We start from the raw sequence: 22,633 nt of genomic DNA, 5'->3' as shown, positions 1-22,633 counted from the left end.
CCCGCGGTGTCGGCCGAGCGGCGGCTCAGATTCTGCGGGCCAGGGAGAGGGTGCGGTGGGCCGCTGCCACCACCGCCGCGTCGATGAAGGTGCCGTCCGCAAGGGCCTGGGCGCCCTGTTCCGTGGCCGCTGCCTTGAGGACGGTCTCGGCCCGTTCGATCTCCTCCTGCGTGGGCAGATAGGCCCGCTCGATGACCGGCAGCTGGCGGGGATGGATCGCGGCGCGCCCCAGGAAGCCCAGGGCGCGGCCGTGGGCGCAGGAGGCCCTGAGTCCGTCCAGGTCCCGGGTGTCCGGGTGGACGGACTGGGTGGGCGGGGCCAGGCCCGCCGCCCGCGCGGCGACGACCACCCGCGAGCGGCACCAGTCGAGGCCCGCGTCGTCGTGTACGCCCAGGTCGGCCCGTAGGTCCGCCTCCCCGATGGCGATGCCGCGCAGGGATCGGTGGGCGGTGGCCACGGCACGGGCCCGTTCGATGCCGAGGGCCGTCTCCAGGAGGGCGTACAACGGCGGCACGCCACCGTGGGCGGACACGGCGCGACGCGCGACGCGGACGACGTCGGACGGCGAGGACACCTTGGGCAGCCGCAGTCCGGACAGCCCGGGGGCCGGGGCGAGGGCCGCGAGGTCGTCCCGGGCCCACGGGCCGGACAGGGCGTTGACCCGGACGTGGACCGGGACCGGCTGGGGGTCGCGCAACAGCTCGGCGGTGGCCGACCGGGCGTAGGCCTTCCGGTCGGGGGCGACCGCGTCCTCCAGGTCGATCACCACCACGTCGGCCCCGGAGGCAAGCGCCTTCGCCACCACGCAGGGACGGTCGCCGGGGGCGTACAACCAGGTCAGCGGAGTGTCCTTCACAGGGCACCCTCCGCGCGCAGCGCCGCGAGATCGGCCGGGGAGAGGCCGATCCCGGTCAGGACCTCCTCGGTGTCCGCGCCGTGCGGGCGGCCCGCCCAGCGGATCGCGCCCGGGGTGCCGGAGAGCCGGAAGAGGACGTTCTGCATGCGCAGCGGGCCCAGCTCGGGGTCGTCGACCGTGGTGATCGTGTTGAGGGCCTGGTACTGCGGGTCCGCCATGACGTCCCGCACGTCCTGGATGGGGGCGACGGCCGCCTCCGCCTTCTCGAAGGCGGCCAGCACGTCGGCGCGGGTGTGCCGGCCGATCCAGCCGCCGACCGCCTCGTCCAGGATGTCCGCGTGCCGGGCGCGGTCCGCGCCGGTGGCGAACCAGGGCTCGTCGATCAGGTCCGGCCGGCCCACCAGCACCATCACCCGCTCGGCGATCGACTGGGCCGAGGTGGAGACGGCGACCCAGGTGCCGTCGGCGGTGCGGTAGGTGCCCCGCGGGGCGTTGTTCGGGGAGCGGTTGCCGGTGCGGGGCTGGACGTGTCCCAGCTGGTCGTACCAGGTCGGCTGGGGTCCGAGCACGGTCAGGATCGGCTCGATCAGCGCCATGTCGACGACCTGCCCCTCGCCGGTGCGGTCCCGGCCGGCCAGCGCGGTCATCACCGCGTACGCGGTGGTCAGACCCGCGATGGAGTCCGCCAGGCCGAACGGGGGCAGGGTCGGCGGTGCGTCCGGTTCGCCGGTGATCGCGGCGAAGCCGCTCATCGCCTCGGCGAGGGTGCCGAAGCCAGGGCGGTGCGCGTACGGGCCGAACTGGCCGAAGCCGGTGACCCGCACCAGGATCAGCCGGGGGTTGGCGGCGGACAGCTCCGGCCAGCCCAGATCCCACTTCTCCAGGGTGCCGGGGCGGAAGTTCTCGATGATCACGTCGGCGGTCTCGGCCAGGCGCAGCAGGGTGGCCCGGCCGCCGGGCCGTGACAGGTCGAGGGTGATGGTCCGCTTGTTGCGGCCGAGCATCTTCCACCACAGGCCGATGCCGTCCTTCGACGGGCCGTGGCCACGGGAGGGGTCCGGTTTCCTCGGATGTTCGACCTTGACGACCTCCGCGCCGAAGTCGCCGAGCAGGGTGGCGGCGAGGGGGCCGGCGAAGAGGGTGGCGAGGTCCAGGACGCGCAGACCGGTCAGCGGGGGTCCGGTGGGGGCGGGGACGGACGGTGGGGCGGCGGTCGGGTCGGGCGGGGTCATGGGCGGGAGGCCTCCAGACGGGTCAGACGGGCCAGGGTGTCGAAGCCGGTGCCGTGGAAGTCGCCGACGGAGGTGGCCAGGCGGTTCTTCAGCGGGGCCGTCCAACGTTCGGGGAGCGCGGCCGGGGAACCCGCGAGCAGGCCGGCGATGCTCCCGGCGGTCGCGCCGTTGGAGTCGGTGTCCCAGCCGCCGGAGACCGCACGGCAGACGGAGCCGGCGAAGTCGCCGTCGGCGTGGGTGAGGGCGGCGGCGATCAGGGCGGTGTTGGGGACCGCGTGCACCCAGTGGTGGGTGGCGGCGTAGGTGTCGTGCAGCCGGTCGACGACGGTGGTGAAGTCGGCGTGCTCATGGGCCAGTCGGACGGCCCGCTCGACGGCGCGGGCGAGCCGGGAGCGGGGCGGGACGACGGTGAGGCCGGTGCGCAGACAGGCGTGGACGTCGTGGGTGCCGGTGGCGGCGGTGGCGATGACGGCGGCGGTGAACATCGCCGCGTAGACGCCGTTGGCGGTGTGGGTGAGGGTGGCGTCGCGGTGGACCTGCTCGGCTGCCGCGGCCGGGGCGCCGGGGTTGGTCCAGCCGTGCACGTCGGCGCGGATCAGGGCGCCGATCCACTCGCGGAACGGGTTGTGGTGACGCGCGGTCAGCGGGGGTTCCAGGCCGCCGAGGAGGTTGCGGTAGGCGATCCGCTCGGCGGTGAAGGTGCGGCCGGCGGGGAGTTCGTCGAGCCAGACGCGGGCGACGTCGGTGGTGGTGAAGGACCGGCCGTGGCGCTGGAGGACGATCAGGCCCAGGAGGGGGTAGTTGAGGTCGTCGTCCTCGGGCATGCCGTCGATGTTCTCGGCGAGGGAGGTGGCCGCGGAGCGGCGGTTCCAGGGGTACTGGGTGAGGAGCTCGCCGGGGACGCCACGGGCGGTGAAGTAGCCGGTCAGGGGCCAGTTGCCGGTGGCTCGGGCGAGGTGGCGGATGCCGTGCAGGGGGAGCTTCTCGACCGGTTTGCCCAGCAGGCAGCCCACGGCTCGGCCGAGCCAGGCGGCTTCGAGGCGGGCGGGGGACGGCGCCCGGGGGCCGGGTGCGCGGCCCGGCGCCTGCGGGGTGCCGCCGCGCCCGCCCTCCCCCGAGGGTTCGGCTCCGCCCGGGCAGGGCGGGCCTCCCTCGCCCCGGGCGGCACGACTGCCGGTGGGGTGCGGCGTGGGCCAGTCGGGGCACAGGCTCTTGATGTTGTGGAGGCCGGTCGGCTCGTCGTCTCCCCGGCTGCTGGGGAGGTCCGCCAGTTCGTCCAGGAGGTCTGTGGCCAGGAGGCGGAGGCAGCGGGACGCCGGCCGGGGGGACGCGCCTGCGGTGAGCGGGGCCTCGGGGCCGCCCGCCGCGCGCCAGCGGGCGGCGATCGCCGAGGGTTCACGGCCGTCCTGGACCGCCTGACGCAGTTCGTGGCCGATCAGGTCCTCCGGCTGGACCCAGGTCAGTCGGAGCATTCAGGGCCTTCCAGCTCCGCGAACGCCTCCTCGTGGGCGCGGCGGCGCCGTACGTCGCGGGCGAAGACCTCGCGGATCACGGCGGTGAGCGTCGCCGCCGGTTCCCACAGGTCGAGACGGCTGGCCTCCGCCACCGTCTTGGACCAGTCCTGGGGGACGGGTGAGCCGAGGGCGCCGGTCACGGCCCCGGCCATCGTGGCGATGGAGTCGCAGTCGCGGCCGTAGTTCACCGCGCCCAGCACCGCGTGCCGGAAGTCGCCACCGGCCACCACCACCATGCCCAGCGCGACCGGGAGTTCCTCGATGGCGTGCAGCCGGGAGGGGCGACGGGCGCCCAGGGACGGCGACCGGTAGTCGGGGCCCACGGTGTCGTACGGCGTCACCGCCTCCCGCAGCGGACCCAGCGCCGACTCGAAGTCGGTGTGCCGCGCCGCCTCCTCACAGACCCGCTCGATCGCCGCCCGGGTGCCGTCCTTCGCCACGGACAGACACGCGGCGACCACCGAGTCCGCCGTCGCGCCCGGTGCGCACGCCGCCGCCACGGCCGCCGCGAAGACACCGGCCGCCTCCCTGCCGTACGACGACTGGTGGGCGCCCGCGACGTCCAGCGCCTCGGCGTAGGCGGCTCCCGGGTGGGCGGCGTTGACCAGTCCGACCGGGGCCATGTACATCGCGGCACCGCAGTTGACGATGTTGCCGACGCCCGCCTCGCGCGGGTCGGCATGGCCGTAGTGGAGGCGGGCCACGAGCCATTTCTCGGCGAGGAAGATCCGGTGCAGCGGCAGCGCCCGCGCCTCCAGCTCCGGGATCCAGCGCGGGTTGGTCATCAGGTCCGGGACCAGGTGGTCGGCGACCGCGTACGCGTCCAGGTGGTTGCGGACCCGCGCGTACACCCGGACCAGCGCGTGCGTCATCAGGGTGTCGTCGGTGACGTGGCCGTCGCCCTTGTGGTACGGGGCGATGGGGCGGGCGGTGCGCCAGGCGTCGCCGTCCCACGGGCCGACGACGCCGTGTACGCGCCCGCCGTGACGCTCGACGATCTGCTCGGGTGAGTACCCCTCGACCGGCCCGCCCAGGGCGTCGCCGACGGCGGCTCCCACGAGGGCCCCGGACACCCGCTCGTCCAGGGGCAGACCCCGGCCGCCGACATCCTCGATTTCTTGCTCTTTGTGCGTCATGCCCGAATCATCCTCCGGGTGGGGTCGGTTGTGCGGCTTCCAGGAGCCCGGCGAGTTCCACCAGGTCCGTGCCGGTGAGCCGGGGGAGTACGCAGCCGGAGAGGGTGCGGCAGCTCTCCCTCCAGGACTCCGGGATCGCCGCGCCGCCGCCCAGCGCGCCGGTGAGGGCGCCGACGAGCGCCGGGGCGGAGTCCGCCACCCGCGACAGACACGCCGCCGCGGGCACCGCCTCCGCGATCCGGCCGCGGGCGGCGGTCGCCAGGGCGAGGGCGACGGGCACGGTCTCGGCGGCGGCGACGCCGTAGCTGTAGACGTGGTCGACGATCTGGTGCTCCAGCGGCGGTACGAGGGCGAAGGCGCTGGGGGCGTCCGCCGCGAGCTTCAGGGCGTGCCGGGCGTTGCGGCCGATCTCCGTGTCCTCGGGCAGCTCGGCGCAGGCGGCGGCCACGCACGTGTCCGGGTCCGCTCCGGCCAGCGCCAGGGCGACGGCGGCGGCCATGGCGCGGGCGCCGTGCACGCCGTCGCCGTCCTGGGTGTAGCGGGCGTCGAACTCCGCGAGTTCCGCGGCGCCCCGTGGGTCGCCGGGGTGGGCCACGGCCAGGACGCAGGCCCGTACGCAGGCGGCGTCGTCGAAGTAGTGCGGGTTGTCGTGGCCGGTGGCGGGCGGGCGCAGACCGGTGGCGAGGTTGCCGAGACCGGCCCGCACGGAGATGCGGGCGCGCAGGGGGAGCACGGCGGACTCGGTCTCGGGGGCGCGTTCGGTGGCCGCGGCGACCTCGGCGGCCACGGAGTTCCAGGTCAGGTCGAGGGCGGCGCGGGTACGACGCTCCCGGCTCAGGTCACCGAGGGCGGCGTCGTCGCCGGCGCGCAGCACCGCCTCGGCCGCGAACGCCGCCCACTCGGCGTCGTCCGAGGGGCCGAGGCGCAGGGGTTCGGGGGGCTGGTTGAGGGCGATCGGTACGGGGAGGGTGGTGGTCGCGTTCTGCTCGGCGAAGGTGTCCAGCTCGCGGGTGAGGCGTCGGGTCCACTCGGGCATCCGGACGGCGCGGTGCCGGGCGGCGGGCCAGCCGGCGGCGTCGCCTGCGGCGAGGCCGAGGAGGAGGCCCTCGATCCTCGCACCGGCCTGCGGTGGCTGGGTGGGGTTGTCGGCCTCGGCTGCGCGGTGTGCCTGCGGTGCCTGGGTGGCGTTGTCGGCCTCGGCTTCGCCTTCGGCCCGGGTGTTCCCACCCGCACCACCCGTGCGGGTTTCGTGGTCAGGTGCGGGTGGCCCCTGTGGGGCTTGTTCGCCGTCGGCGGGTGCGGGTGGCCCCCACGGGGTTTGTTCGTCGTCGGCGGGTGCCGGTGGTTCGGGTGGGGTTTGTTCGTCGTCGGCGGGTGCGGGTGGCCGCTGTGGGGCCAGTTCGTCGTCGGCGGGTGCGGGTGGCCCCCACGGGGTTTGTTCGGCGTCGGCGGGCGGGGGTGGTTCCTGTGGGGGTGTGGTGTCGGTCGTGGGGGCGGGTGGGGCGGATTCCGGGCCGATCGTGGTGGGCGGGGCCTCGGGGTGGGGGGTCATGCGGGGGCCTCCGTCGGGTCGTCCGGGGCCAGGACGAAGGTGTCCGGGGGCGGCTCGTCGGCTCGTGGCGGCAGCTCGCCCGGTGTCAGCAGGTCCGCGACGTCCAGGACGTGGTGGCCGGCCATCGCCGGGAGGCAACTGCCGCGGGCCGGGCCGATGGCGGCCGCCCAGGGTTCCGGGATCGCCCGGACGCCCCGCGTCGCCCCCGCCAGCGCGCCCGCCACCGCCGCCGTGGTGTCGGCGTCGCGCCCCATGTTGACGGCCGTCAGGACCGCCTGCTCGAAGTCCCCGTCGGCCGCCGCGTACGCCCCGAAGGCGAGGGCGACCGCCTCGGGGGCCAGGTCGGTCCACGGGTAGCCGCCGATCACCACCGCGGCGCGGACCGCGCGTTCGCCGAGGTGGGCCGCGGTGACGGCGCGGCGCAGCGAACGGGCGGTCCAGGAGTCGTCCGGCACCACCGCCAGCGCCGAGGCCACGACCGCGACCACCGGCGCCCCGGCCATCGCGGCCGCGACACCCGCCGCGACCGCCTGACCGCCGTAGATGCCCTCGCCGTCGTGGCTGACCGAGCCGTCGATCGCCGCCAGCCGGGCCGCCTCGTCCGGACGGCCCGCCGCGAACACCCCGTAGGGCGCCGCCCGCATCGCCAGCCCGTCGCTCCAGGCGTGCCGGTGCTGGGCGGAGATGGGCGCGGCCAGTCCCCGGCGCAGGTTCTCCAGCGTGCCGCGCTCGCTGAAGCCGGCGCCCCGGAAGGGGCCCTCGGCGCGGTCCGCGATCCACTCGTGCCAGGCCGCCTCGACATGTGCCGGGGTGAGCGCGCAGCCGTGCCGGGCCAGCAGCAGACCGGAGAAGATCGCGTACTCGGTGTCGTCCGTGCCCGCCGGACGCTCCGTCACGTATCCCGTGATGCGCCCCCACCTCGCCCGGATCTCGGAGGGCTTCATGTTCTCGGCCGGGGCGCCCAGCGCGTCGCCGACGGCCAGGCCGAGCAGCGCGCCGCGCGCCCGTTCGCGGAGCCCGAGGGCGTCCCCGGGCGCCGGGACCGAGGGGATGCGGGCGGTCGATGCCATACGCGGCACTCCTCTCAGGTGCGCCCCGAGAGGCGCGGAGCCCTTTGCGGAACTGTCCCCGGTGCGGTGTCCGGCGCAGCCTCACAGACCCCAGCGTCACCCGGTCGACATCTGTGCGCCGATCTACACAAACGAGCGGATCCCGCAAAACCGCAGGTTAGCCCAGCCTTTCCTTGCTGGCGGCGGGGAATGTGGCGGCATAGATTGGGTGTTGTCGAGAAGTGGAACGTGTCCAAAGAGGAGTCCTGGGGGACCACGCATGGCCATCATCGAGACCGAGGCGGCGCTGCACGAGGCGCACCGCGACAACCACACGCACCGGGATGTGAACGGCGGCTGGCTGCGCCCCGCCGTCTTCGGCGCGATGGACGGACTGGTCTCCAATCTCGCCCTGATGACCGGTGTCGCCGGTGGGGCGGTCAGCCAGCAGACCGTCGTGCTCACCGGCCTGGCCGGCCTGGCCGCCGGCGCCTTCTCGATGGCGGCCGGCGAGTACACCTCCGTCGCCTCCCAGCGCGAGCTGGTCGAGGCCGAGCTGGACGTCGAGCGGCGCGAGCTGCGCAAGCACCCCAAGGACGAGGAGGCCGAGCTCGCCGCGCTCTACACGGCCCGCGGTGTCGAGCCCGCACTGGCCCGCGAGGTCGCCCGGCAGCTGTCCCGGGACCCCGAGCAGGCCCTGGAGATCCACGCCCGGGAGGAGCTCGGTATCGACCCCGGCGACCTGCCCTCGCCCACCGTGGCCGCCGTGTCCAGCTTCGGCTCCTTCGCGCTGGGCGCCCTGCTCCCCGTCCTGCCGTACCTGCTCGGCGCGAGCAGCCTGTGGCCCGCCGTGCTGCTGGCCCTGCTCGGGCTCTTCCTGTGCGGCGCGGTGGTGGCCAAGGTGACGGCGCGCAGCTGGTGGTACAGCGGACTGCGGCAGCTCGCCCTCGGTGGCGCGGCGGCCGGTGTGACGTACGCCCTGGGCACACTGTTCGGCACGGCCGTAGGATGATGCGACTCGCACTTATGCGTGGGGCCGCATAAGTAGTCGTTACTTGCTGGTTTCGGCTGCATGACCACTGGGAATGAGCCGTAAGCGCTGTGGGCAATGAGGCCGGCGGCGTGCCCGCGGGACGGGCGAAGGAGCCCTTTCCCGCCATCGGACCGACGGACATCGATCTGTCCGGCCCGGTCCCCATAGCTTCCACCGCCAGGGGCGGAACCTCGCCGCGACCCACGCGGCGTCCGCATGTTGGAACGGATTATCCCGGTTCCCGAGAACCGCTCCATCATGTAACCTGCACGAAATTTTGCACTCACGCAGAGGGCCAACGTCGTCCCTCGGCACTTGCACATGCCACATGACGACGACGGGAGAGCCGATGCGTACGCCGCGCCAGCCGTCCCAGCACTCCACGAATGACCGGCTGAACTGGTCTTTCATGGATGCTCGCCCTGCTGCGCAGGGTATGTACGACCCCCGCAACGAGCACGACGCCTGCGGCGTCGGCTTCGTCGCCACCCTCACCGGCGAGGCGTCCCACACCTTGGTCGAGCAGGCCCTCACGGTCCTGCGCAACCTCGAACACCGTGGTGCCACCGGATCCGAGCCGGACTCCGGTGACGGCGCGGGCATCCTGTCCCAGGTCCCCGACGCCTTCTTCCGCGAGGTGGCCGGATTCGACCTGCCCGAGGCCGGTGGCTACGCCGTCGGTATCGCCTTCCTGCCGGAGGACGGCACCGAGGACGCCGTCGCCCGGATCGACGAGATCGCCGACGCCGAGGGCCTGACCGTCCTCGGCTGGCGCGAGGTGCCGGTCGCGCCCGAACTGCTCGGTGCCACCGCCCGCTCGACGATGCCGGTCTTCCGGCAGGTCTTCGTCAGCGCCGGCGAGAGCCGGGGCATCGACCTCGACCGCAGGGCCTTCGTGCTGCGCAAGCGCGCCGAGCGCGAGGCGGGTGTCTACTTCCCCTCCCTGTCGGCCCGCACCATCGTCTACAAGGGCATGCTGACCACCGGCCAGCTCGAACCCTTCTTCCCGGACCTGTCCGACCGCCGCTTCGGCTCCGCGGTCGCGCTCGTGCACTCCCGGTTCTCCACGAACACCTTCCCGTCGTGGCCGCTCGCGCACCCGTACCGCTTCGTCGCGCACAACGGTGAGATCAACACCGTCAAGGGCAACCGCAACTGGATGCGCGCCCGCGAGTCCCAGCTGTTCTCCGACCTGTTCGGCTCCGACGACAGGGCCATCGAGCGGATCTTCCCGATCTGCACCCCCGACGCCTCCGACTCGGCGTCCTTCGACGAGGTCCTGGAGCTGCTGCACCTGGGCGGCCGTTCGCTGCCGCACTCCGTGCTGATGATGATCCCGGAGGCGTGGGAGAACCACGACTCCATGGACCCGGCCCGGCGCGCCTTCTACCAGTACCACGCCACGATGATGGAGCCCTGGGACGGCCCCGCCTGCGTCACCTTCACCGACGGCACCCAGGTCGGCGCCGTGCTCGACCGCAACGGCCTGCGCCCCGGCCGCTACTGGGTCACCGACGACGGCCTGGTCGTCCTCGGCTCCGAGGTCGGCGTCCTCGACATCGACCCGGCGAAGGTCGTCCGCAAGGGCCGCCTGCAGCCCGGCCGCATGTTCCTGGTGGACACCGCCGAGCACCGCATCATCGAGGACGACGAGATCAAGGCCCAGCTCGCCGCCGAACGCCCGTACGCGGAGTGGCTCGAGGCCGGCGAGATCGAGCTGTCCGACCTGCCCGAGCGCGAGCACATCGTGCACACCCACGCCTCGGTCACCCGCCGCCAGCAGACCTTCGGCTACACCGAGGAGGAGCTGCGGGTCCTCGTCGCGCCGATGGCCAAGGCCGGCGCCGAGCCGATCGGCTCGATGGGCACCGACTCGCCGATCGCCGCGCTGAGCGAGCGTCCGCGCCTGCTCTTCGACTACTTCACCCAGCTGTTCGCACAGGTCACCAACCCGCCGCTGGACGCGATCCGCGAGGAACTGGTCACCTCCCTGCGCTCCTCGCTGGGCCCGCAGGGCAACCTGCTGGAGCCGACCGCCGCGGCCTGCCGCAGCGTCACCCTGCCCTTCCCGGTGATCGACAACGACGAGCTGGCCAAGCTCATCCACATCAACGCCGACGGCGACATGCCCGGCTTCAAGGCCGCGACCCTCTCCGGCCTCTACCGGGTGTCCGGCGGCGGCGAGGCCCTCGCCGCCCGCATCGAGGACATCTGCGCCGAGGCCGACGCCGCCATAGAGAACGGCGCCCGCCTGATCGTCCTGTCGGACCGGCACTCCGACGCCGAGCACGCGCCGATCCCGTCGCTGCTGCTCACCTCGGCCGTCCACCACCACCTCATCCGCACCAAGCAGCGCACCCAGGTGGGACTGCTGGTCGAGGCCGGCGACGTCCGCGAGGTCCACCACGTCGCCCTGCTCATCGGGTACGGCGCCGCCGCCGTCAACCCGTACCTGGCGATGGAGTCCGTCGAGGACCTGGTCCGCGCCGGTACCTTCCTGCCGGGCATCGAGCCCGAGAAGGCCATCCGCAACCTGATCTACGCCCTCGGCAAGGGCGTGCTGAAGGTCATGTCCAAGATGGGCATCTCCACGGTCGCCTCCTACCGGGGCGCCCAGGTCTTCGAGGCCGTCGGCCTCGAGCAGGCCTTCGTCGAGAAGTACTTCAACGGCACGGCCACCAAGATCGGCGGCGTCGGCATCGACGTCATCGCCAAGGAGGTCGCCGCCCGGCACGCCAAGGCGTACCCCGTGTCGGGCATCGCCCCCGCGCACCGCGCCCTGGAGATCGGCGGCGAGTACCAGTGGCGCCGCGAGGGCGAGCCGCACCTGTTCGACCCGGAGACGGTCTTCCGCCTCCAGCACTCCACGCGCTCCGGCCGCTACGACATCTTCAAGAAGTACACCGAGCGCGTGAACGAGCAGTCCGAGCGGCTGATGACGCTCCGTGGACTCTTCGGCTTCAAGTCCGGCCGGGGACCGATCCCGGTCGACGAGGTCGAGCCGGTCTCCGAGATCGTCAAGCGGTTCTCCACCGGCGCCATGTCGTACGGCTCCATCTCCCAGGAGGCGCACGAGACCCTGGCCATCGCCATGAACCAGCTGGGCGGCAAGTCCAACACCGGTGAGGGCGGCGAGGACCCGGAGCGCCTGTACGACCCGGCGCGCCGGTCGTCCATCAAGCAGGTCGCCTCCGGCCGCTTCGGTGTGACCTCCGAGTACCTGGTCAACTCCGACGACATCCAGATCAAGATGGCCCAGGGCGCCAAGCCCGGCGAGGGCGGCCAGCTGCCCGGCCACAAGGTCTACCCGTGGGTCGCCAGGACGCGTCACTCGACGCCGGGCGTCGGCCTCATCTCCCCGCCCCCGCACCACGACATCTACTCCATCGAGGACCTCGCCCAGCTGATCCACGACCTGAAGAACGCCAACCCCCAGGCGCGCATTCACGTCAAGCTGGTCTCCGAGGTCGGCGTCGGCACCGTCGCCGCGGGTGTCTCCAAGGCCCACGCGGACGTCGTGCTGATCTCCGGCCACGACGGCGGTACGGGCGCCTCCCCCCTCACGTCCCTGAAGCACGCGGGCGGTCCCTGGGAGCTCGGCCTCGCCGAGACCCAGCAGACGCTGCTGCTCAACGGCCTGCGCGACCGGATCGTCGTACAGACCGACGGCCAGCTGAAGACCGGCCGTGACGTGGTCATCGCCGCGCTGCTGGGCGCCGAGGAGTTCGGTTTCGCGACCGCGCCGCTGGTCGTCTCCGGCTGCGTCATGATGCGCGTCTGCCACCTGGACACCTGCCCGGTCGGCATCGCGACCCAGAACCCGGTGCTGCGGGACAGGTTCTCCGGCAAGGCCGAGTACGTGGTGAACTTCTTCCGGTTCATCGCCGAGGAGGTCCGCGAACTCCTCGCCGAGCTGGGCTTCCGCTCCATCGAGGAGGCCGTCGGCCACGCCGAGGTGCTCGACGTGACCCGCGCGGTCAACCACTGGAAGGCACAGGGCCTGGAGCTGGAGCCGCTGTTCCACGTGCCCGAGCTGCCCGAGGGCGCCGTCCGTCACCAGGTCGTCTCCCAGGACCACGGTCTGGAGAAGGCGCTCGACAACGAGCTGATCAAGCTCGCCGCCGACGCGCTCGCCGCCTCCGGCGCCGAGGACGCCCAGCCGGTGCGCGCCCAGGTCGCCATCCGCAACATCAACCGCACGGTCGGCACCATGCTCGGCCACGAGGTGACCAAGAAGTTCGGCGGCGCGGGCCTGTCCGACGACACCATCGACATCACCTTCACCGGATCCGCCGGCCAGTCCTTCGGCGCCTTCGTCCCGCGCGGCATCACGCTGCGCCTGGAGGGCGACGCCAACGACTACGTCGGCAAGGGCCTGTCCGGCGGCCGGATCGTCGTCCGCCCGGACCGCGCGGCCGACCACCTCGCCGAGTACAGCGTCATCGCGGGCAACACCCTCGCCTACGGCGCCACCGGCGGCGAGATGTTCCTGCGGGGCAAGACCGGTGAGCGGTTCTGCGTCCGCAACTCCGGCGCGCTGGTCGTCTCCGAGGGCGTGGGCGACCACGGCTGCGAGTACATGACGGGCGGTCACGCGGTCGTCCTCGGCGAGACCGGACGCAACTTCGCGGCCGGCATGTCCGGCGGCGTCGCCTACGTCATCGACCTCGACCGGGACAACGTCAACGCCGGCAACCTGAATGCCGTCGAGGCGCTGGACGACGCCGACAAGCAGTGGCTGCACGACGTGGTCCGCCGGCACCAGGAGGAGACGGGCTCCACCGTCGCCGCGAAGCTGCTGGCCGAGTGGGACTCCGCCGTGGAGCGCTTCAGCAAGATCATCCCCAGCACGTACAAGGCAGTGCTCGCCGCCAAGGACGCCGCCGAGCGAGCCGGTCTCTCCGAGACCGAGATCACCGAGAAGATGATGGAGGCGGCGATCAATGGCTGACCCGAAGGGCTTTTTGAACCACGGCCGCGAGGTCGCCACGTCCCGTCCGGTCGAGGAGCGCAAGAAGGACTGGAACGAGGTCTACGTCCCCGGCTCCCTGCTGCCCATCATCAGCAAGCAGGCCAGCCGCTGCATGGACTGCGGCATCCCGTTCTGCCACAACGGCTGCCCGCTGGGGAACCTCATCCCCGAGTGGAACGACTACGCCTACCGCGAGGACTGGGGCGCGGCCTCCGAGCGCCTGCACGCCACGAACAACTTCCCGGAGTTCACGGGCCGGCTGTGCCCCGCTCCGTGCGAGTCGGCGTGCGTGCTCGGCATCAACCAGCCGCCGGTCACCATCAAGAACGTCGAGGTCTCGATCATCGACAAGGCGTGGGAGACCGGTGACGTCGCCCCGCAGATCCCCGAGCGCCTGTCCAACAAGACCGTCGCGGTCGTCGGCTCGGGCCCGGCGGGTCTGGCCGCCGCCCAGCAGCTGACCCGGGCCGGCCACACCGTGGCGGTGTACGAGCGCGCGGACCGCATCGGCGGCCTCCTGCGCTACGGCATCCCCGAGTTCAAGATGGAGAAGCGGCACATCAACCGCCGTATCGAGCAGATGCGCGCGGAGGGCACCAAGTTCCGCACGGGCGTCGAGATCGGCCGCGACATGCCGGCGACGGCGCTGCGCAAGCGGTACGACGCCGTGGTCCTCGCCGTCGGTGCGACGACCGCCCGCGACCTGCCGGTGCCCGGCCGGGAGCTCAAGGGCATCCACCAGGCCATGGAGTACCTGCCGCTGGCCAACAAGGTCCAGGAGGGCGACTACGTCGCCCCGCCGATCTCCGCCGAGGGCAAGCACGTCGTCGTGATCGGCGGCGGTGACACCGGCGCGGACTGCGTGGGCACCGCCCACCGCCAGGGCGCGGCCTCCGTCACGCAGCTGGAGATCATGCCCCGCCCGAACGAGGAGCGGGACCCGGTCTCCCAGCCGTGGCCGACCTTCCCGATGCTCTACAAGGTGACCAGCGCCCACGAGGAGGGCGGTGAGCGGGTCTACTCCGTCTCCACCACCCACTTCGAGGGCGACGAGGACGGCAACGTCCAGTGGCTGCACCTGACCGAGGTCGAGTTCGTCGACGGCAAGCTGACGCAGAAGCCGGGCACCGAGCGCAAGATCCCGGCCCAGCTGGTCACCCTCGCCATGGGCTTCACCGGAACCGACCGGGAGAACGGGCTGGTCGAGCAGTTCGGCCTGGAGCTCGACGAGCGCGGTAACATCGCCCGCGACGCCGACTTCCAGACCAACGTGCCCGGTGTGTTCGTCGCCGGTGACGCCGGCCGCGGCCAGTCGCTCATCGTGTGGGCGATCGCCGAGGGCCGCTCGGCCGCCCGCGGCTGCGACCGCTTCCTCACCGGAGCGAGCGAGCTGCCGGCCCCGATCCGGCCGACCGACCGTTCGCTGATGGTCTGACCGGCGGCACGGCTCACAAGGTGACCTGACGGTCCCTCATATACGTCCCGTACAAAGGCGTACGGAACACTGGGTGGCGCCTGCCCGCCAGTCCCCGACCGGACGACTGGGCAGGCGCCGCCGCATGCTCAGGGCAGCGTGTAGCGGGTGCCGTACATCTCCCACACCAGCGGCGTGTCCAGGCCCAGGTTCCCGGCCTTCAGGAACCGGCGCTGGGCCGTGTCGACGCGGGAGGTGTCGCGGTCGGGGGCCCGGGTCAGCAGGGCCTCGCGGCGGACGTCGAGGAAGGCGTTCAGGTAGCCCTTCTCGGAACCGCCCTCGGCGGGCGTGTCGGCCTGCCGCATCGCCCGCTCGCGCAGGCTGTAGAAGCCGTCCGCGTCGGTGCCGGGGCCGTGGAAGACCATCGCGTCGAAGTAGACGAACTGGCCCAGCGTGCCGAGGCCGTCCAGCTTGGCGAGGCGGACCGCCGGCGCGAAGTAGATGCGGTCGCGCTCCTCCTCCTGGGCCTCGCGGAACGCCGGTACCTCCGCCTCCGCCTCCCAGGCGGCGGTGAAACCGGGGTCCAGGCCGTCGTGGGAGTCGGAGCCGTCGACCTCGCGCAGGGCGGGCAGGTAGGAGGCCAGCCGGTTGTCCGGGTGGGCCTCGGTGTAGCGCTCGACCAGGGTGAGCAGGTCGTGGGTGCCGGTGCAGAAGCCGATGATGCCCGCCGTGTAGCCGCAGCCGTCGCCCTGGTCCTCGATGGAGCCGTAGGTGGTGCGCCAGTCGGTGGTCGAGTGCTCGGCGCTCGCCACCAGCTGCTGGGCCAGCTCCTTCTTCGCGGGCGCGGCCAGCCCCGGCGGCAGCTCGGCGATGACCGCGTCGTCCGCCTTCCGCTCCCGCTCGGCCCGGTCCTTGGCGTCCTCGAGGGACGACTGGGCGGTGGCCGCGGGCGGCGCGGCCGGGGCGTCGGCCGAGTCCGCCGGCATGACGAAGTACATCCCCGTGGCGATGACGGGAACGGCCGCGAGGAGCAGCACACCGGAACGTCTCACTGGGGGACACCTCCACCCGTCAGCTCGGACACCTTGACCGCCGCCGCCACCGCCAGCACCACCAGGAGCCCCACGCACGCGCCGACCTGCACGAGCGTCCGGCGCCCGTCCCGGGGAGCGTACGCGAACGCCAGCGCCACCGCACCGCCCGCCAGCAGCCCGCCGAGGTGGCCCTCCCAGGACGTGACGAGCGCGGAGATCACCAGCCACAGCAGCAGCCCGGCCATGAACCGGTTGACCTGGCCCATGTCCACGCCGACGCGCCGGGCCACGACGTAGTACGCGGCCCCGATCCCGAAGATCGCGCCGGACGCGCCGACGACGGCGTCCCCGGGCGCGATCAGCAGCACCAGCACCGAACCGCCCAGCGCCGACAGCAGGTACAGGGCGAGGTAGTGCACCCGGCCCAGCATCGGCTCGACGAGCCGGCCCAGGTTCCACAGCGCCACCATGTTCATCACGACGTGGAAGACGCCGAACGTCCCCTCGGTGGGCGGCAGATGCAGGAACGCGCCGGTCAGCAGCCGGTACCACTCCCCGTCCACCAGGCCCTCCGGGGCGAAGCCCCCGGGGTACGGGTCGATCCACAGGTAGTGCTCGCCGTCCGGACCGACCAGCCCCGCCCCCACCATCGCGAACCGGTCGACGATCTCCGGCCGTACCAGCTCCGCCAGGTACACCAGCACATTGACGGCGATCAGGACGTACGTCACCACGGGCACCGCCGAGACCCGGCCGCCCACCAGGGTGCGGGCCTGCCGTACCGACCGCGCGCCCTCCTTCACGCACTCGGGGCACTGGTGGCCCACGGCCGCCTCCCGCATGCAGTCCGGGCAGATGTACCGCTCGCAGCGCGTGCAGCGGACGTAGCACTCCACCTCGGGGTGGCGGTAACAGGTGGTGACGGCGGACTCGGGATCCACGGGCCGGCTCCTCAACAGGGACGGGACGGAAGTGAGCCGGTGGGGGCGGCGGCGAACAAAATATCGAACACCGGTGGACGGGGCGAGAGGTGGGGGTGGTGGTGTCGTACGCTCTGGGCCAGTTCCGTGACGGAGGGGGAGCCGTATGGCCGCGATCGGTCCGAGCGAGATCGAGGAGACCGCGCCCGCGCTGGCCGGCCTCTACAGGACGGCCGGGGTGTCACTGACCAAGCACGGGCTGGAGGGGCTGCGCGCGGCGGTCTACCTGGTGGTCGACTACTCCGGCTCCATGAAGCCGTACTACAAGGACGGCAGCGTGCAGGCGCTCGCCGACCGGGTGCTGAGCCTCTCGGCGCACCTCGACGACGACGGCACCGTGCCGGTGGTGTTCTTCTCCACCGACGTCGACGCCGTCACCGACATCGCCCTGGCCGACCACCGGGGGCGCGTCGAGCGGATCGTGGCCGGGCTCGGCCACATGGGCAGGACCAGCTACCACCTGGCGATGGACGCGGTCATCGACCACTACCTGGACAGCGGATCGACCGAGCCGGCACTCGTCGTCTTCCAGACCGACGGCGGGCCGGTCAACAAGCTCGCCGCGGAGAAGTACCTGTGCAAGGCCGCCCGTCTCCCGCTGTTCTGGCAGTTCATCGGCTTCGGCGACCCGCACAGCAAGCAGTTCGACTACCTGCGCGGACTCGACGACCTCGCCGTCCCGGCCAAGCGGGTCGTCGACAACGCGGGCTTCTTCCACGCCGGCGCGGACCCGCGCGAGGTGTCGGACGCCGAGCTGTACGACCGCCTGGTGGGCGAGTTCCCCACGTGGCTGGTGGCGGCGCGGGCCCAGGGCATCGTGCGGTAGGGAGCAACACCCCGAGGGGCGTGGGCCGTACCGATGGCCGGCTCCGCCGCGTGGACGCGGCCGGCCGCCGCGCACCCGCGGTCGAGCGGCCGGCGACGACACCGCCGGGCGGTGTCGTTCGGATCAGGCCGACTCCGCCGAAACGGCGCCCCGCGGCCGGGCCGAGCGGGGTCCGGTGCGTGCGGCCGCGAGGCTAAGGAGGGCGCGGGCGGAGCCCCGGCAACCGACGACAACGCGGCGGACGCGCGTGCCGGGCCCCGCGACCCCGGCACGATCCGAACGGCACCGCCTCTAGGTGTCGCACTCCAGCACCGTCCGGCACAAGCCGCACCGCGCCCGCACCCGGCCCCGTACCGGTACCCGGATGCGCTGGTGGCAGGTCGGGCACGGGAACGACACCCGCAGCGGGCCGTGGCTGTCCGGTGTGAAGCTGTACGGGACGTCCGGCCGCGCGCCGGTCGGGACGACGGGCGGGCGGTGGTCCTGGGCGTGCCGGCGATCCCGCGCGTACCGCCGGCGGCCCGCCCAGCCGGCCGCCGTCAGCGGCGGCTGCTGCTCGTCACGGCGGGCCAGCGTCATGCCCTTCCCGTACGCCGTGTACGCCTGCGCGCTGGTGAACCACACCGACGGATCCTCCGCGAACGCCAGCGACCGCTTCGCCAGTACATACCCGAACTCCTCCGGTGTGAGATACCCCAGCTTCTGCGACGACGCCCCGTCCTCCCGGAACGCGTCCAGCAGCAGCCACCCCGCCCCCAGATACGTCGCCGTCGTGTCCGTCAGGATCTCGTTGTCCCGCGTCCCCGGGAACGACAGCCCCAGACGATGCAGATACACATGCGCCACCTCGTGCGCCAGGGCCGCCCCGATGTCCCGCCGGTGCGTCCGGAACCGGTCGTTCAACTCGACGAAGTACTCCGGCCCGGCGGTCAGTTCCACATGCGCCGCATGCGTCATCTCCCGGAACCCGACGATCAGCCGCGCGTCCGGCAGCCGGTAGTGCCGCACCATCTCGCGGGCCACCCGCTGCGCCCCCAGATGAAGATCGTCCGTGTCGCAGAACGCCACATCGGCCGGCGCCACACTCACCGAGAACGTGCGGACCGTGTCGTACGACAGACGCCTGTACAGCGCCGTGACGGCCGACCGCACCGTCTCCAGATGCGGGTATCCGTGCTCGACCGGCCCGCCGTTCGCCACGTCTCACCCCCGGACGCCCAGAACCCGATTCCACTGTACGGGCCGGCCCCCGCAGCCGCCCCCGGCCGGGCGGACACCGGCCCGGTCCCGCACCGTAGGCTGACGCCCCATGAGCACCAGCAACACCGCCCCCGGTGACGCCGACCCCGCCGTCCGCGAGGAACTCGCCCGGCTGCGCGACAGCATCGACAACATCGACGCGGCCGTCGTCCACATGCTCGCCGAACGCTTCAAATGCACCCAGCAGGTCGGCCGTCTCAAGGCCCTGCACCGGCTGCCGCCCGCCGACCCGGGCCGCGAGGCCCGCCAGATCGCCCGGCTGCGCGCCCTCGCCGAGGACGCCAGACTCGACCCGGCCTTCGCGGAGAAATTCCTGAACTTCATCATCGCGGAGGTGATCCGACACCACGAGCGCATCGCCGACGACACCGTCAACGGCGCCACGCCCTGAGCGAACCGCACCACCACGTCCTCCCCCGGGGAGTGACACGACGGCCCGCGCGGGGCATGCTGCGCTGTGCACTCCTTGTCAGCCGACGAGCACCGCCCGTCAGCTGCCGGACAGCCATCCGGTCCCTTACGAGGAGGGACGCGCGCCATGCCGCCGAATGCCCGGATCCTCATCGTCGACGACCACGAGGACACCCTCTACGCCCTGGAGAGCGCCCTGGCCCCGCTGGGCCACCTGCTGGGCCGGGCCACCAGTGGCGACGAGGCACTCAAACAGCTGCTGCGCGGAAACGTGGGTCTGCTGCTCCTCGACGTCCACATGCCCGGCACCGGCGGCCTCGACGTCGTCCGCTACATGCGGCGCCTGGAACAGACCCAGTACATCCCCGTCGTCCTGCTCACCGGTTACGCCCGCGACCCGCAGCTCGGCGCCGCCGCCTACGCCCTCGGCGTCGCCGACCTCGTCACCAAGCCCGTCGACCTCTGGGCCCTGCGCACCAAGATCCGCCACCTCTACGACGCCCATCAGCGCCACCTCGCCCTGGAACGCGAGATCCGCACCCTGCGCGCCCGGCTCGAGGAGCACATCGTGAGCCCCGGGCGTCCCGCCCTGCCCCACCCCCAGGCACACGCCGGTCCCGGACAGCCCGCGGGGGCGCACACCGGGGAGCTCGAACGAGACCGGACATAGGGCGCGTACCCGATCCGCCTCTGTGCCCAGGCAACGGCATCAGGCAGCATGGCCTGCATGTCCGTACTGACGCGCGACGAAGCGCAGAACCGAGCACAGCTCCTCGACGTCCACCGTTACACGATCGAACTCGATCTGACCACCGGGGACGAGACCTTCGACTCCCGCACCCTGATCAGGTTCAGCGCCCGCACGGACGCGGACACCTTCGTCGAGATCAAGCCCGCCGAGCTGCGCTCCGTCACCCTCGACGGACAGCCCCTGGACGCCGACACGCTCGACGGCAACCGGCTGCCGCTGAAGAACCTCACCGCCGGCGAGCACGAGCTGCGCGTCGACGCGCGGATGCGCTACTCCCGCACCGGCGAGGGCATGCACCGCTTCACCGACCCCACCGACGGCGAGACCTACGTCTACACCCAGCTGTTCATGGACGACGTGCAGCGCGTCTTCGCCGCCTTCGACCAGCCCGACCTCAAGGCCGTCTTCGACCTCGCCGTCACGGCCCCCGAGAGCTGGACCGTCCTCGCCAACGGCATCACCGAACACCTCGGCGGCGGACGCTGGCAGGCCGCCGCCACCCCGCTGATCTCCACCTACCTCGTCGCCGTCGCCGCCGGCCCCTGGCACTCCGTGCGCACCGAGCACCGCGGCCTGCCCTTCGGCATCCACTGCCGCCGCTCCCTGGCCCCGTACCTCGACGCCGACGCCGGGGAACTCCTCGACATCACCCGCGCCTGCTTCGACCGCTACCACGAGAAGTTCGAGGAGCCGTACCCCTTCGACTCCTACGACCAGGCCTTCGTCCCCGAGTTCAACGCGGGCGCGATGGAGAACCCGGGACTGGTCACCTTCCGCGACGAGTTCGTCTACCGCTCCGCCGTCACCGACACCGAACGCCAGACCCGCGCCATGGTCGTCGCCCACGAGATGGCCCACATGTGGTTCGGCGACCTCGTCACCCTCAGGTGGTGGGACGACATCTGGCTCAACGAGTCCTTCGCCGAGTACATGGGCTACCAGACCCTCACCGAGGCCACCCGCTTCACCGACACCTGGACCGACTTCGGCGTCACCCGCAAGCCCTGGGGCTACGACGCCGACCAGCGGCCCTCCACCCACCCGGTCGCCCCCGAGAACGTCGAGGACACCGCCTCCGCCCTGCTCAACTTCGACGGCATCTCCTACGCCAAGGGCGCCTCCGCCCTGCGCCAGCTCGTCGCCTGGCTCGGCGAGAAGGACTTCCTCGCCGGCATCAACATCCACTTCCAGCGGCACCGGTTCGGCAACGCCACCCTCGCCGACTTCATCGACTCCCTCGCCGCCGCCACCGAACGCGACGTCCACGCCTGGGCCGACGCCTGGCTGCGCACCACCGGCGTCGACACCCTCACCCCCGAACCGAGGAGCGGCGACAACGGCTACTGGCGCCTCGGCATCGGGCACGACGGCAGCACCGGGGTCTGGTCCGGGCCCGACCCCGACCAGAGCTTCCACGGCTTGAGCCACCTCGCCACCCTCCACTCGGCCGGCAGCAAGCGCCCGCACCGCATCACCATCGGCGTCTACGACCACGACCTGCACGAAGCAGGCCGGCTCACCCTGCGCGACCGCATCGAGGCGGACATCCCCGCCCACGAGAACATCGCCATCAGCACCGGCGGCACCCGCCCCGCCCTCGTCGTCCTCAACGACGGCGACCTCACCTACGCCAAGGTCCGCTTCGACCCCGAGTCCCTGGACACCCTGCGCACCCATCTGTCCGGCCTGCCCGAACCCCTCACCCGCGCGGTGGTGTGGAACGCCCTCAGGGACGCCGTCCGCGACGGCGACCTGCCCGCCGCCGACTTCCTGGACATCGCCCGCACCCACCTCCCGCACGAGAGCGACCTCGCCCTCGTCCAGGGCGTCCTCGCCTTCGCCTCCACCCACATCGCCGACCGCTACCTCGCCCCCGACCAGCGGCCCGCCGCGCTCGCCACCCTCACCACCCTGTGCCGCGACCTCATCCGCCGCACCGAGGACGGCGACAACCCCGGCCTGCGCCTGATCGCCGTACGCCAGTTCATCGACGTCGCCGCCCACCCCGACACCATCGCCGCCTGGCTCGCCGACGGCATCGTCCCCGGCGGTCCCGAACTCGACCCGGAACTGCGCTGGCGCGTCCTGGCCCGCCTCGCCGTGCTGGGCGCCACCGACGAGGCCGCCATCGCCGACGAACTCCGGCGCGACCCCAGCGCCACCGGCCAGGAGGGCGCCGCCCGCTGCCGTGCCGCCCTGCCCGACGAGGACGCCAAGTCCCGCGCGTGGCAGGCCATGTTCGGCTCCGACGACCAGGCCGACCTGTCGAACTACCTGTTCACCGCCACCGCCCAGGGCTTCTGGCAGCCCGAACAGGCAGACCTGGTGACTCCGTACGTGGCCCGCTACTACAAGGACGCGGTCGCCGTCGCCGCCCGCCGCGGCCCCGCCATCGCCGAGGCCGCAGGCCGCTGGGCCTTCCCCGCCCACGCCGTCGACGCCGAGCACCTCGAACTCGGCCAGAAGTGCCTGCGCGAGGCCGACCCGATCCCCGCCCTGCGCCGCAAGCTCGTCGACCAACTCGACGACCTGGCCCGCGCCCTGCGCGTACAGCAGGCGTAGCACAGCGCTCGGGGGCGCCGCCGAGCGGATCGGCGGCGCCCCCTCTGCATA

The 22,633-nt window shown here is 72.7% G+C and carries 16 protein-coding genes; 7 read left to right on the top strand and 9 right to left on the bottom strand.

The window, feature by feature from the left end; all coding sequences use genetic code 11:
- Positions 1-25 precede the first annotated feature (25 nt).
- Genes IE178_RS11175 through IE178_RS11150 form a run of 6 tightly spaced genes read right to left on the bottom strand, consistent with a single transcriptional unit; the run spans position 26 to position 7,360 of the window.
- Positions 26-856: an HpcH/HpaI aldolase/citrate lyase family protein gene (locus IE178_RS11175; protein ID WP_184763430.1), complete on the bottom strand. Its 831-nt coding sequence runs from the start codon at positions 854-856 to the stop codon at positions 26-28.
- Positions 853-2,088: a CaiB/BaiF CoA transferase family protein gene (locus tag IE178_RS11170; RefSeq protein ID WP_193512126.1), complete on the bottom strand. Its 1,236-nt coding sequence runs from the start codon at positions 2,086-2,088 to the stop codon at positions 853-855. The genes IE178_RS11175 and IE178_RS11170 overlap by 4 nt, the downstream gene beginning before the upstream one ends.
- Complete coding sequence (locus tag IE178_RS11165; RefSeq protein WP_193512125.1) at positions 2,085-3,560, bottom strand: ADP-ribosylglycohydrolase family protein; 1,476 nt, start codon at positions 3,558-3,560, stop codon at positions 2,085-2,087. Before IE178_RS11165 ends, IE178_RS11170 begins: the two co-directional genes overlap by 4 nt.
- The gene (locus IE178_RS11160; RefSeq protein ID WP_193512124.1) at positions 3,548-4,738 is read right to left on the bottom strand and encodes an ADP-ribosylglycohydrolase family protein; all 1,191 of its coding nucleotides are present in this window, start codon (positions 4,736-4,738) and stop codon (positions 3,548-3,550) included. The genes IE178_RS11165 and IE178_RS11160 overlap by 13 nt, the downstream gene beginning before the upstream one ends.
- A gap of 7 nt (positions 4,739-4,745) precedes the next feature.
- Positions 4,746-6,290 carry an ADP-ribosylglycohydrolase family protein gene (locus IE178_RS11155; protein ID WP_318279984.1) on the bottom strand — a complete coding sequence of 515 codons (1,545 nt, stop codon included), beginning with the start codon at positions 6,288-6,290 and terminating at the stop codon, positions 4,746-4,748.
- Positions 6,287-7,360 carry an ADP-ribosylglycohydrolase family protein gene (locus tag IE178_RS11150; protein WP_184763434.1) on the bottom strand — a complete coding sequence of 358 codons (1,074 nt, stop codon included), beginning with the start codon at positions 7,358-7,360 and terminating at the stop codon, positions 6,287-6,289. Before IE178_RS11150 ends, IE178_RS11155 begins: the two co-directional genes overlap by 4 nt.
- Positions 7,361-7,619: 259 nt before the next feature.
- Here IE178_RS11150 and IE178_RS11145 point away from each other — a divergent pair, with 259 nt between their 5' ends.
- The 3 genes from IE178_RS11145 to IE178_RS11135 all read left to right on the top strand — a co-directional run bounded on the left by IE178_RS11145 (position 7,620) and on the right by IE178_RS11135 (position 14,779).
- Positions 7,620-8,351, top strand: a complete 732-nt coding sequence (locus tag IE178_RS11145) for a VIT1/CCC1 transporter family protein (RefSeq protein ID WP_184763435.1) — start codon at positions 7,620-7,622, stop codon at positions 8,349-8,351.
- Between the two features lie 370 nt (positions 8,352-8,721).
- Positions 8,722-13,323, top strand: coding sequence for a glutamate synthase large subunit (gltB, locus tag IE178_RS11140; protein ID WP_193512252.1), 4,602 nt, complete (start codon positions 8,722-8,724; stop codon positions 13,321-13,323).
- Entirely contained in the window at positions 13,316-14,779 is a 1,464-nt protein-coding gene (locus IE178_RS11135; RefSeq protein ID WP_184763436.1) for a glutamate synthase subunit beta, read from the top strand. Before gltB ends, IE178_RS11135 begins: the two co-directional genes overlap by 8 nt.
- A 128-nt stretch (positions 14,780-14,907) precedes the next feature.
- Here the strand turns inward: IE178_RS11135 and IE178_RS11130 are convergent, their stop codons facing one another.
- The gene (locus IE178_RS11130; RefSeq protein ID WP_318279983.1) at positions 14,908-15,810 is read right to left on the bottom strand and encodes a chitosanase; all 903 of its coding nucleotides are present in this window, start codon (positions 15,808-15,810) and stop codon (positions 14,908-14,910) included.
- Entirely contained in the window at positions 15,807-16,733 is a 927-nt protein-coding gene (locus IE178_RS11125; RefSeq protein ID WP_184763437.1) for a rhomboid family intramembrane serine protease, read from the bottom strand. Before IE178_RS11125 ends, IE178_RS11130 begins: the two co-directional genes overlap by 4 nt.
- A gap of 145 nt (positions 16,734-16,878) precedes the next feature.
- On the opposite strand from IE178_RS11125, the gene IE178_RS11120 reads away from it, so the two are divergent.
- A complete protein-coding gene (locus IE178_RS11120) occupies positions 16,879-17,598 on the top strand; it encodes a vWA domain-containing protein (protein ID WP_193512123.1) in 720 nt (239 codons plus the stop codon).
- A 291-nt stretch (positions 17,599-17,889) separates the two neighbouring features.
- On the opposite strand, the gene IE178_RS11115 is transcribed toward IE178_RS11120, so the two are convergent.
- A complete protein-coding gene (locus IE178_RS11115) occupies positions 17,890-18,798 on the bottom strand; it encodes a hypothetical protein (protein ID WP_193512122.1) in 909 nt (302 codons plus the stop codon).
- A gap of 109 nt (positions 18,799-18,907) precedes the next feature.
- Between IE178_RS11115 and IE178_RS11110 the strand changes: the two genes are divergently transcribed.
- From IE178_RS11110 to pepN, 3 genes are all read left to right on the top strand, one after another.
- Positions 18,908-19,249: a chorismate mutase gene (locus IE178_RS11110; RefSeq protein WP_184763440.1), complete on the top strand. Its 342-nt coding sequence runs from the start codon at positions 18,908-18,910 to the stop codon at positions 19,247-19,249.
- Between the two features lie 147 nt (positions 19,250-19,396).
- The gene (locus IE178_RS11105) at positions 19,397-19,939 is read left to right on the top strand and encodes a response regulator (protein ID WP_193512121.1); all 543 of its coding nucleotides are present in this window, start codon (positions 19,397-19,399) and stop codon (positions 19,937-19,939) included.
- Positions 19,940-19,987: 48 nt separating this feature from the next.
- Entirely contained in the window at positions 19,988-22,582 is a 2,595-nt protein-coding gene (gene pepN / locus IE178_RS11100) for an aminopeptidase N (protein WP_193512120.1), read from the top strand.
- The last annotated feature ends 51 nt before the right edge of the window (positions 22,583-22,633 follow it).

The sequence above is a fragment of the Streptomyces griseoloalbus genome (assembly GCA_014650015.1).
GTDB lineage: Bacteria > Actinomycetota > Actinomycetes > Streptomycetales > Streptomycetaceae > Streptomyces > Streptomyces griseoloalbus.
This window is presented reverse-complemented; position numbering and strand designations above follow the sequence as displayed.